We start from the raw sequence: 10,942 nt of genomic DNA, 5'->3' as shown, positions 1-10,942 counted from the left end.
TGTCGTAGCACGCTGTTATCGGCGGGAAGCCACAGGCCGGAAAGAGGCGGGGCGTTGGATGGCAAGGAGGCGGTCTCGGTGCAGGCGCAGGTCGGCGATGCGGTCCTCGGCGGGCAGGTAGACCAGCGTGTCGATGTGGCTGCCGCCGAGATCGGTGGTGGCCACCACGTAATGCGCATCCGAGCACCCGGAGACGGTGTAGGCATCACCGGCGCGCAGCACGCTGGCCCGGCCGTCGAACGCCGTACTCACTTGGCTGCGCAATGCGTCGGCGTGCTCGCGCATGCGGAGCAGGGTGTGATCACGCCGGGCGGCATCGGCCTCCCGCCCGTGACGCTGGCACGGCGCGCACACGTTCAAGGCCCCGGGGTTGGGTCCGGACAGGGGCGTCTCGCAGAAGCCCTTGCCGGTGAGCGCGTTGCTGCGGTGCCCGGTGACGAGGTTGCCCCGGTCCAGGGGCGCCCCCAGCAGGCCCGGCTCGCCGTGGCACGGGGAGTGTGCGGGGAGCAGCAGGCCGTGGGCGCGTTCCTTCAGCCGCTGCAGCACCGTGGCGAAGTGCGCGCAGGCGCGGCAGGCGCGGGCGGAGGGGGTGCGTTCGTGGTCCAGCGGCTTGCCGCAATGGCCCAGCAGGTGGCCGGGGATCATCTGGTGGCCGACCGGGCTCTTGCCGGTGCCGGTAGCCGGCAGGGCGATAAGGGAGAGGCCGGGGTGGGCGGGCGTGGTCAAGGCCAGCAGGGCGCGGCTGCAGGCCCGGCAGTCGGTGTGGGCGGTGCGCTCGGCAATGGCCATCCAGTCCGGGGAGACGGTGGCACAGGCGGTCACCGCGCCATCGGGCAGGACGACGCCGTAGTGCGCCGTGCCGGAAGCACGGTGAAGGGCGAGGCGAACCAAGGGCGTAGGCAAAAGGACTCCGTCCGGTTGGAGGCAGGGGCATGACAGGACCGGCAGGCGAGCGTCATCAGTGCGGTGCGCACGTACCGGTGGGATCGACGGGCAGGGCTGGTGGCCGGACCGCGGTGCGGGTCCGGCCACCAGGGGGTCAGGGGGCCGCGCGCAGGGTGAGCCGGCCCTCGCTGCCGTCGGGCAGCGTGTGACGCAGGACGGGGAGTGGGGAGGCCAGGGAGTCGGCGAAGGCGGCCACGAGGTCGTGCGGAGTGCTGGCGGAGAAGGTCGCCGCCCACAAGTACGTCTCGCCGATGCGGGGTTCGGACCATACCTGCCAGCCGGTCACGTCGGCCCCGGGGCCCAGGACGTAGGGGTCGCCGTCCTGGATCCCGTCCCCGGGGCCCGGCAGGGGGGCGAGGGCGAAGCTGGTGGAAAGGTCCGCGTCAGACACCATGTCAGGGATGTCGATGTCACGGAGCCAGCCCCGGGCCGCCAGCGTGTCCAGCACAATCTGCGGGCCCGCATAGCCGTGTGCGAGGTCGGGGCGCTCATCCAGGGCGAGCAGGAAGTCGGTGAGGGCTTCGGGCGGGATGCCGGTGGTGAAGTACGCCGTCCACGCGGGCAGCGCAGTCGCATCTGCGCGGGCGGAGACGGTCCAGGCGATCGGCAGGTCTGCGAGCAGCACCGGTTCGTCGGCCAGGACCCACTGCGCCCAGGCCAGGGCGTCCGGCGCGATGTGCAGGACGGTGCTGCGCAGTACCTGGCGGGCCTCGGGCATCTCGTCGGGTTCGCGTCGGCCGCGCACGAGGGTGAGGGTGGTCCATCCGGCCTCGGTCAGCAGGGCAGCGACCTGTTCGGCCAGGGCCGGGGTGCCGTTGTCGCCGGCGAGGTGGCGGGGGGTGACCCAGTACGCCGGAAGCCGACCCACGTCGGAGGGTTCGGGGGGAAGGGGCGAAGGCAGGGGCGCTCCTGGTGTTCAGCCGTTGGTGTCGTCGTCTTCGACGGCGCGCAGGCGTCGGCGGCGGCGGTGGTGCCCAGGCGGATCGACCGGTTCCATCCAAGCCAGGGCCTCGGCGACCGGACGGGGCAGGTATCCGAACTGGACTGCGGCCGGGTCTTCGGCGAGGTAGACGGTGGGCTGTCCGTCCAGGTCCGGCCCGGCCGTCACCTCCCCCAGCTTGTGGGCCATGGGGAAGAACGGGTTCACGGCGAGCCGGACCTTGGTCTCCCGGTCGATGGCGGACAGTTGCTCGATCAGGTCACCGACCGTCATCTCGGACGATGTCGTACGCGGGTCCACAGGAACTCCTCACAGAAACAGAGGCATGACAGGGCAGGACGGCAGGAAGGGTGCCGGGCGCGACGGTATGCCGCCAGCGCGGCGTGGCAGCCGACAGACCAGGCCGGTGTGCGTGTCAGCGCTTGCGCGAAGTAGCAAGGGCCTCGCGTACGGCCACGGCGACGAGCCGGGCCGGGGTGTGCGGCTCGAACACGATCCGATAGCCGGGCACCCGGGCGGTGCCCGTGACCGCGAGGACCCAGCCCTCCCGCTCGGCTCCGGGACGCCCCTCGGGGAACCAGCCGAGGTAGAACCGGCCATCCGCCGAAGCGATGTGCAGGTCGGCACGGTCGTCGGTGACGAACTTGAAGTCCCCGTTCGCCTCGGGAAAGACATCGATGACCTCGGACGGCTGCCCGGGTCCCAGCAGCCACTTACGCAGCCGCAACTCCTCGACCGTGGTGCGGAATCCGGCATTCGACAGCTCCACCGTCAACGGGCATGACCCTTTCTGACCTGGGATTTCCTCCGGTCCTCCGGAAGGTCGTCCAGGTTGACATCCCCTCGGACGCTTGCACCAGCCCTTCCGGGCTCTTTCCTGTCTGCCCCCGGCGAACTGCTGTCCTTTGACAGCTGTGGGATCTCATATTCGACTTCACAATCTCAAGCGCGACTGCACACCGGCTGCATATATGAAGCGATATTGAGACCCCCTGTTCAGCGTATTCACCCTTTCGGGTGCTGGCATCCGGCGCTCGCCCATCGCCGTTCCGGAGGTGGGCATCGTGGTGATGCGGGCCATCATCCGAGTGGGGGTACGCCATGGACGATTCCGCCGTAACGGTCAGTGTCCGTCGCCGCGATGGTGAAGTCGTTGAAGGTCGAGCGTGGTCGGCCGTTTCACTTGATCTGTTGTGTTCGGTCGGTCCTTGGCGGACATTCCGCTGGTACAAGGGGCAGCAGCACTACTCGGGGACCTACTGGTCGTCGACGATGCAGGGTCACGTGATCTACGAGTCGCGCCTGGAGCTCGCGTGCCTGCTTCGCCGACTTCGATGCCTCGGTACGCGGCATCATGGCCCAGCCGTTTCTGCTGACGGCCGTGGTGGACGGGAAACGTCGCAAGCACATCCCGGACTACCTCCTTGTCACGGAGCACGGCCCGGTGGTGGTGGACGTCAAGCCGCACCTGCGGCTGGCAAAGCCAGAGGTGGCTGCCACCTTCGCGTGGACCCGGGAGGCGGTGGAGTCACGCCGGTGGCGCTACGAGGTGTGGAGCGAGCCACCGGAGGCGGAACTGGAGAACGTCCGCTTCCTGGCCGGTTTCCGCCGTGCGTGGCTGTTCCCGCCCGATCTCGTGGACGAGGTGTGCCGCGCTGACCTCGACGGTGTCCCGTTGGGGGACGCTGCCGGGCGTCTGCCGGGGCGTCCCGAGTCCTGTGTGCGGGCCGCGATCCGTCACCTGCTGTGGAGGCACGAGCTGAGCACGGATCTCACCGAACCCCTCGGTCCGTCAGGGGTGTTGCGGAGGACTGCGTGAGCGGCGCGGGAGCCCGGGTGGGAGTCGGTACGCGTTTTCGGTACGACGGGGAGAGCGTCGAAGTGGTCGAGATGACCACGACGACGGCGGGCAACGAGGTGGTCCTCAAAGACGGCCAGGGGCATGTGCGTCGGCTCACGTTGAAGGAGCTGTTGTTCTCCGACCGAGCACAGCTGATCCCTGAGCAGACGGGACCGTCGGCGGGCGACATCGACCAGATCGCCTCGGTGGTGCTGGGCCAGCTGCGCGGGGAGGAACGGCAAAGGGTGCTTGAACGAGCCGAGCACGTCCGCGAGGTCCTGACGGGATACCGCTCGGGCAGCCCGGAGCTCGCACGGGAGGACGAGCCCCGCCCGCAATTTCCGCCCGGCGGCTTGGCGGAGCCCAAGTACGCGGCCAAGGCCCAAGAACTGGGAGTGTCTGTCCGGACCGTGAAACAATGGATCGCTGACTTCCGCCGGCACGGTGAAGCCGGGCTCGCCCCGAAGCGGCGACTGCAGGAACATGCGCGGCCCTCGACCGATGACAGGTGGGTGGAGACGGCACTGGAGGTGATGGTCGAGCACGCCGACCAGTCGCGGCCCTCCCGCACTCTGGTGATCGAGCGAACCCGGGCCCGGGTCATCGCCCGCTTCGGCCCGGACGTGGTGCCGCAGCCGAGCCGGGCAACGGCGTTTCGGATCCTGACTGAGCTGGAGGGGCGGCATCCGCTGTTCCGGCTCAGTACGAAGCGGAACAGGGACATCGCCGAGCGCCCGCAGGGGCCCTACGGCAAGCTGCGGCCGGCGCGGCCGGGCGAGTATCTGCTGATGGACACCACGCGGCTGGATGTATTCGCGTTCGATCCGCTGACTTTGAGGTGGGTCCAGGCGGAGCTGACGGTGGCCATGGACTGGTACAGCCGCTGCGTCACCGGGCTGCGCCTTACGCCGGTCTCGACGAAGGCGGTGGATGTCAGCGCCGTGCTCTACCAGGCGTTTCGGCCCCGGTCGGCGGGGCGCAACTGGCCTCGGCACGCGGTGTGGCCCGATCACGGCGTTCCCCGCACGGTCCTGGTCGACGTCGGCGCGGTCGAGGGGCCGGGTCTTGCCTCACCGCCGTTGGTCCCCGAGACGCTCGTGGTCGATCACGGCAGGGTCTATGTCTCGGAGCATCTGACGAGCGTGTGCCGGCGGATGGGGATCTCGATCCAGCCCGCGCGCCTGCGAACGGGCCGGGACAAGGGCCCGTTGGAGCGCTATTTCCGCACCCTGCGTGAGGGCCTGCTGGAAGCGCTTCCCGGCTACAAGGGCCCGGACATCCACACGCGCGGAGAGAGCCCGGAGGGTGAGGCGTTCTTCTTCCTCGACGAGCTGGAGGCGATCATTCGGGAGTGGACTGCGGTGGTCCACCACTGCCGTCCTCATTCCGGTTTGGTCGATCCGGGCTTGCCGGGCCTGCGGATGTCTCCGGCGCAGATGTTCGAACATGGTATGGCGCGGGCCGGTTACATCGAGGTGCCCCGCGACCGGGATCTCGCCTACGAGTTCCTGAAGACCGAGTGGCGCACGATCCAGCACTACGGCGTCGAGATCGGCCGCCGCCGCTACCACGGGCCCGGCCTGCCCAGCCCGGGCATCCGCAGCCCCTACGACAGCCCGGTGAAGAACGGCTGGCCCTTCCAGGTCGACCCGGACGATGTCTCGCGGATCTACTTCCGCGACCCAACCAGCCGTGTCTGGCACACCCTGACCTGGGAGCACGCGGCATCGGCTCAGATGCCGCTGAGCGAGGACGCCCTGGCCTTCGCGCGGAAGCTGGCCGCCGCGAAGTACCGCTACCCCGACGACCGGCTCGCTGTCTCCGATCTGCTGGAGCGGTGGAATCTCGGGCTGGGCGCCACGCGCGCCGAGCGCCGCATGGCGCTGAGGATCTCCCGTGAACAGGCCGCCCTCGACCTGCCGGCCCCTGGGGCGGCGACGGTGGCTTCGCTCGCGTCCGTCCGCACAGCACTGGGCCGCGACGAGCCGGGCCCATCCGAACCGGAGGCAGAGGCAGGCGATGACGATGCGGCTGATCTGGAGGATTTCGCCGGCGAAGGCGACTTCTATGCCGACGCCCTGGAGGACGTGTGACCGCGGCCGGCGCGCTGGATCCGGGGAACCTGGCGCTGTCGCGCAAGGAGGACTTCCAGGCATTCGTCGATGCACCGCGCCGCTCCCGGCCCGAGCGGCTGAGCCGCACGACGCTGGGGGGCCTGGACGAGCGGGCGCGGGTCGCCTATGACCGTGCGCGGCGACAGTGGCATGCCAACCTGGGGCCGATCCGCACACCGCAACTGTCCTGCCTGCACGAGGACTTGTGGGACATCGTCGACAGCAACCAGCAGGACGGCGACAAGGCCAAGGGGGCCGTGGCCGTCGATGCTTTCCCAGGGCTGGGCAAGACCACCGCGGTGCTCGCCTTCGCGCGGGAGTTTCACCGCCGGGAGATCGCCGAGCACAGCGCGTTTACCGCGCAGGGCCATGAGCGGTGGCCGGTGTGCCGGGTGGGGCTGACCGGCAACACAGGGATGAAGGACCTCAACCGGGCCATGCTGGAGTTCTTCGGCCACCCCGGACGCCAGACCTCGACCGCTGCCCAGCTCGGTCTGCAGGCCCTGGACTGCATGCTGCTGTGCGAGGTCCGCCTGCTGATTCTGGACGACTTGCACTTCCTCAAGTGGCGCAAGACCAGCGGCATCGAGGTCAGCAACCACTTGAAATGGATCGCCAACGAGTTCCCGGTCACTCTCCTCAAGGTCGGCGTGGGCCTCTCGGACAAGGGCCTGTTCAGCGAGGGCGAGACGGCCGGGGACACGGTGCTGGCGCAGACCGGCCGACGCACCACACGGCTGGACATGCCGCCCTTCACCATCGACACCGAGCGGGGACGGCGCCACTGGCGACAGCTCCTGCTGGCCCTGGAGCAGCGCATCGTCCTGGCCGACGCCTTTCCCGGCATGCTCGCCGACGACCTGTCCGACTACCTCTTCGCCCGCAGTACCGGGCACATCGGCTCTCTGATGACCTTGGTCAACCGCGGCTGCCAGCGCGCGGTGCGCACCGGTGCCGAACGCCTCACCCGCGATCTCCTGGACCAGGTCAGAAACGACGAGGCCGCCGAACACGCCCGCACGGAACTCGAGTACGCGCTTCATGCAGGCAAGGCCACCAGCCGGGCGCGCGGTGCGCGAACCGTTTCGTGAGCGCCCTCCGGCCGACCTTGCCGCTCCGGTATCCGCCCGTGACCGGCGAGGCCCTGGACTCCTGGCTGGAGTTCCTCGCCGCGCGCCTGCACTGCCGGTACGCGGACGTCCTGCGCGCACTGGGGCTGCCGACCAGGGATGTCACCTTGGCCAAGCCGATGCTGCCCCGCTGGGCGGTGCTGGCCACCGAAGAGGAGATCGCCGAGATCGCGGCCGTCTCCGGCGTCCCCGAAGCCGTCCTGGTGGCAATGACACTGCGGCGCTTCGACGGACACGCAGTGGTCATCCACCACGACCAGCGACGAGTGCACCGACCACTGCTGTGGGGGCGGGCCGGATCCCGTTACTGTCCCGCCTGCCTGATGGACAGCGGCGGGCGCTGGCAGGTGACCTGGCGCCTGGGCTGGTCCTTTGCCTGCGTACGCCATCAGATGCTGCTGGCCGACCGCTGCCCCGCATGCCACCGGATCCCCCGATTCCACGCTCATCCCCGCAGCGCGACACCGCGCCCAGGACGGTGCGCAAGCCCGGCCACCGCCGGATCGCGCCGCGCCCGCTGCCACCACCCACTCACCGACACCCCGGGCGTTACCCTTCAGCCCGGCGGCGCCGTCCTGCGCACCCAACACCTCATCGACCACCTCCTCACGGCTCCCGACCGAGCGGTGCGCTGGCCGCTGCACGGGCCGGGCGGCGCCCCCTTGCAGGCGGTGCTGAGTGACGCGCGCTGCTTGGCCGGCTGGGTCCTCAACTATGCCGCCGGCAGCGATCTGGCCGAGGCAGTCGAGCCCGAGGTCCTCCACCGGTGGGAGCACTACCGCTCCCACCGGCCCGATGGTTCACCACACGTACGCGGCACTCAACACCTGGCCCAGCACAGCTACTTCGCCCCCGACGACGCGGCTGCCACCGCCGTGTCGCTCACCGCGGCGATGCAGGTCCTGACGGCCCCGTCGGTGCCCGCCGCCGGCCAGGCGGTGCAGTGGCTGACCGACCGGGTCACCGCCAGCGGCCGTCCCCTTCACCCGGGCGGTGTGGCCCTGCTGAACGGCGGCACGATCTCACTCCGTCTGCAAGCAGCGCTGCGCTGCAGCCGGGAGGCACAGGTGATGCCCGTGGCGCGGCTGCGCCACCGGACCGCCATCGCCTCCACCCGCGCCCCGGGCGACCAGGACGCACGCGCCCGAATGCTGCCGACCGCCTTGTGGCCCGAGTGGAGCCTGCGGCTGGCCCCGTGGCACGCCAGCGGCAAGCCCGTGGCACGTCGCGCAGATGAACTCCTCGCTGTTGCCTGCCTGCTGGTCGGCAACACCACCAAGATCCATGCGGCGATCCGCCTGATGGACACCACGGTAAGCAGCCACAACGTGTCGTCCCTGCTCGCGGAACTCACCCGCCGCCCCGACTGCGCCGACGTCCTGCACGCCCTGGTCCTGCTCGCCGACCACCTCGACCAGCACGGCAGCCCCATCGACTACGCACGCCGCCGCGCCCTGTTCACTCCCCGCCCCAACTTTGTCGACCCGGCACACTGGCATGACCTGCAGCGCCGCCTGCGCTCGAACCACACCCCCGGCATCGCCCACGCCCACCGCTGGATCTTCCACACCCTGACCGGGACACCCCCACGGCTCGCGCACCCCGCTATCGCGCCCGCGACACGCGCACAGCGCCACCAGTACCTGCGATTTCGCTGGCGCATCCTGCCCGCCGAGGCCGAACTCCTCAACGGCACCGCTCGCAGGATCCTCGACGAGCACGGCATCGACGAACCCCTTCAGTGGGCACCACGCCTCGACGCCGCCAGCCTGCGCCCGCTGCGCCTGCCGGGTCCTGACCCGGACAGCATCACCAAGGCCCGCCTCCACCAGGCCGCGCCCAGCGGTGACTTCTCCATCGCCCAGGTCGCGCAGACTCTCCACACCACCACGGCGCACGTCATCTACCTGTTCTCCCGGCACCCGGTCGACTGGAGCCCGCCGCGGTTTCGCCGCACCCAGCACACCGCCACCCGCGTCGGGCAGTGGCGCACCTGGTACGAACAAGACCACCTCTCGCTCCAGGACATCGCGGACCGGGAAGGAACGAGCCTCGCCACCGTGCGTCTGGCTCTGCTCAAGAACGATGTCCCGCTCCGCCCGGCCGGGTCCTATCCAGGCCGCCCCAGGAGAAGATGACCCTTCCAGAACCGACAGGCAGGGCCAGCCCTGCACCCAACAGCGAATGGTGAACTGGGCACGCCTCGTTGAAACGCCACCGATCGTGCCCGCGTACGCCTGCGCCCCATCCCCGGGAACCGGTGTGCATGGGGCGATGAAGGTCCACGGAAACGGAAAGAACGGATTCGATACCTGCAACTACGCCCGTCCCGAACGCCGCGAACAGCCCGGCTCGGACAACCGGCATCGGCACCGCAGCCGCCCGACGGCCAACACGGCGCAGGCGGCACGCACAGGACGAAGTCGCCATCGCTCACCCATGATGAGACGTGCCGCGGCCTCTGCCACCCCCATCTCCCGCCAGCCCGGAGCGAACGGTCCCGCACCCGACGCACGTACGCATCAGCGTGCTCGGCGAGCGCGCGGACGGACCCGTGCACCATGGCTGCGGTCAAATGGTGATGACGTTGACGGCCAGGGAAGCGACGACCGCAAGGGCCAGGGCCTGGCCTACATGCGAAGAGGGCCCGTCCGACCACGGTTGCTGCGGTTGCTGACGTGGCGCACGTAGTCCTCCCATCGGGGCAGCCCGTGGTGGGCGGCGCGGGCGTGGATGTGAGCGGTCACTTCCTCTATGTAGCGCGAAGGCATGGCTCGGCGACAGGTGTAGTCGGCGGCAAGGAGCTGGTGGAGGTGGGGCGGCAGGGTGCGGGCGGACTGGGTGAGGAACCAGTCGCGGGCACCGGGGCTCAGGCGCATGACGTCGGGGAAGACAGTGACGGCTCCGGCGTCGGCGCAGGCGTCGACCAGCGCGTTCAGGGCGTCTGGGTGGTCTGCGGCGTGTGGGATGACGGGGGCGATGAGGACGCCGACGGGGACGCCTGCGGCGCGGAGGGCTGCGATGGTGTCCAGGCGGGCGCGGGGTGGGGCGGCGTCGGGTTCGAAGGCGTGCCAGACGCGGTCGTCGAGGGAGCCGAGGGAGGTCATGACCAGGACGTCCGTCACCCGGGCTGCTTCGGCGTAGAGGGGGATGTCGCGGCGTAGGAGGGCGGACTTGGTGGTTGTGGTGAAGGGGACGCGGTAGTCGGTCAGGGCCTGGATGATGCCGGGCATCAACTGGTATCGGCCCTCGGCGCGTTGGTAGCAGTCGGTGGAGGTACCGACCATGACCCACCGGTCGCCGGTCCTGCCAGTGCGTAGTTCGCGGCGGAGCACGGCGGCGGCGTTGGTCTTGACGTAGAGGTGGGCCTGGAAGTCGGCGCCGGTGTTGTGGCCGAGGTGGTGGTGGCCGTCTCGGGCGAAGCAGTAGGTGCAGGCGTGGGTGCAGCCGCGGTAGGGGTTGAGGGTCCATCCCATACCGCCTGGCTCCGCGCCGGGCAGGCGGTTGAGGAGGGTACGGGCCTGGATCTCGTGGAAGGTGATGTCCTGGAAGTCCGGGGAGGCGGGTGGCACGGGGGTGACCTCGGCAGCCGCGAAGAGGCCCTCCTGATGGGCCGTGGTCTCGCTCACTGCTCGGTCTCCGGCCGGTCCCATTCGCCCAGCGTTTCGGCGGCGCGCAGCAACTGCCGACCCAGCTCGGCCAGGGGGTGTGCGAGTTCGGGACGGCCCTTGAGCTTCGCGTGGGGGCCGAGATTGAGGAGTTGGACGGCGATGTGGCGGGGGTCGTCGGCTGTGAGGTCGACGGTGCAGTGTCCGTCGTCGATGGGGTGGATGCGCTGGGGCAGGGCGCCGGTGCGGGCGCGTACCGTCTGTGCGGGTTCGGGGACGGTGGCGCGGGCCGTGTAGCGGGCGGGGGCCGTCGCGATGGTGGCGGCGACGTAGGCGGCCGGGTCATCGGCGGGCAGGGAGCGGGG

10 protein-coding genes are annotated in these 10,942 nt (G+C 70.1%); 4 read left to right on the top strand and 6 right to left on the bottom strand.

From position 1 onward, the window contains the following. Positions 1 to 15: 15 nt before the first annotated feature. The 4 genes from A8W25_RS05395 to A8W25_RS05380 all read right to left on the bottom strand — a co-directional run bounded on the left by A8W25_RS05395 (position 16) and on the right by A8W25_RS05380 (position 2,660). Complete coding sequence (locus A8W25_RS05395) at positions 16 to 891, bottom strand: hypothetical protein (RefSeq protein WP_067156777.1); 876 nt, start codon at positions 889 to 891, stop codon at positions 16 to 18. 148 nt (positions 892 to 1,039) lie between these two features. Next, positions 1,040 to 1,813 carry a DUF317 domain-containing protein gene (locus A8W25_RS05390; protein ID WP_234386270.1) on the bottom strand — a complete coding sequence of 258 codons (774 nt, stop codon included), beginning with the start codon at positions 1,811 to 1,813 and terminating at the stop codon, positions 1,040 to 1,042. Positions 1,814 to 1,861: 48 nt separating this feature from the next. After that, a complete protein-coding gene (locus tag A8W25_RS05385) occupies positions 1,862 to 2,158 on the bottom strand; it encodes a hypothetical protein (RefSeq protein WP_067156774.1) in 297 nt (98 codons plus the stop codon). A 142-nt stretch (positions 2,159 to 2,300) separates the two neighbouring features. Next, positions 2,301 to 2,660: a DUF317 domain-containing protein gene (locus A8W25_RS05380; protein ID WP_067156771.1), complete on the bottom strand. Its 360-nt coding sequence runs from the start codon at positions 2,658 to 2,660 to the stop codon at positions 2,301 to 2,303. A 579-nt stretch (positions 2,661 to 3,239) separates the two neighbouring features. Between A8W25_RS05380 and A8W25_RS05375 the strand changes: the two genes are divergently transcribed. The 4 genes from A8W25_RS05375 to A8W25_RS05360 are packed head-to-tail and all read left to right on the top strand — an operon-like array spanning position 3,240 to position 9,107. Next, positions 3,240 to 3,704 (top strand): TnsA-like heteromeric transposase endonuclease subunit, encoded by a 465-nt coding sequence (locus A8W25_RS05375; protein ID WP_234386263.1) that lies wholly within the window; start codon positions 3,240 to 3,242, stop codon positions 3,702 to 3,704. Then, positions 3,701 to 5,818 carry a helix-turn-helix domain-containing protein gene (locus A8W25_RS05370; protein ID WP_067156765.1) on the top strand — a complete coding sequence of 706 codons (2,118 nt, stop codon included), beginning with the start codon at positions 3,701 to 3,703 and terminating at the stop codon, positions 5,816 to 5,818. Before A8W25_RS05375 ends, A8W25_RS05370 begins: the two co-directional genes overlap by 4 nt. Continuing rightward, the gene (locus tag A8W25_RS05365; protein WP_067156763.1) at positions 5,815 to 6,930 is read left to right on the top strand and encodes a TniB family NTP-binding protein; all 1,116 of its coding nucleotides are present in this window, start codon (positions 5,815 to 5,817) and stop codon (positions 6,928 to 6,930) included. Before A8W25_RS05370 ends, A8W25_RS05365 begins: the two co-directional genes overlap by 4 nt. After that, on the top strand, positions 6,927 to 9,107 hold the full coding sequence (locus A8W25_RS05360; RefSeq protein ID WP_067156756.1) for a TniQ family protein: 2,181 nt from the start codon (positions 6,927 to 6,929) through the stop codon (positions 9,105 to 9,107). Before A8W25_RS05365 ends, A8W25_RS05360 begins: the two co-directional genes overlap by 4 nt. A 492-nt stretch (positions 9,108 to 9,599) precedes the next feature. Here the strand turns inward: A8W25_RS05360 and A8W25_RS33265 are convergent, their stop codons facing one another. Beyond that, complete coding sequence (locus A8W25_RS33265) at positions 9,600 to 10,598, bottom strand: radical SAM protein (RefSeq protein WP_067156753.1); 999 nt, start codon at positions 10,596 to 10,598, stop codon at positions 9,600 to 9,602. Further along, the coding region (locus A8W25_RS05350; protein ID WP_158942403.1) for a WYL domain-containing protein at positions 10,595 to 10,942 on the bottom strand (348 nt) is incomplete at its 5' end. The genes A8W25_RS33265 and A8W25_RS05350, both read right to left, overlap by 4 nt.

Source organism: Streptomyces sp. ERV7 (assembly GCF_001653515.1).
Lineage (GTDB): Bacteria > Actinomycetota > Actinomycetes > Streptomycetales > Streptomycetaceae > Streptomyces.
This window is presented reverse-complemented; position numbering and strand designations above follow the sequence as displayed.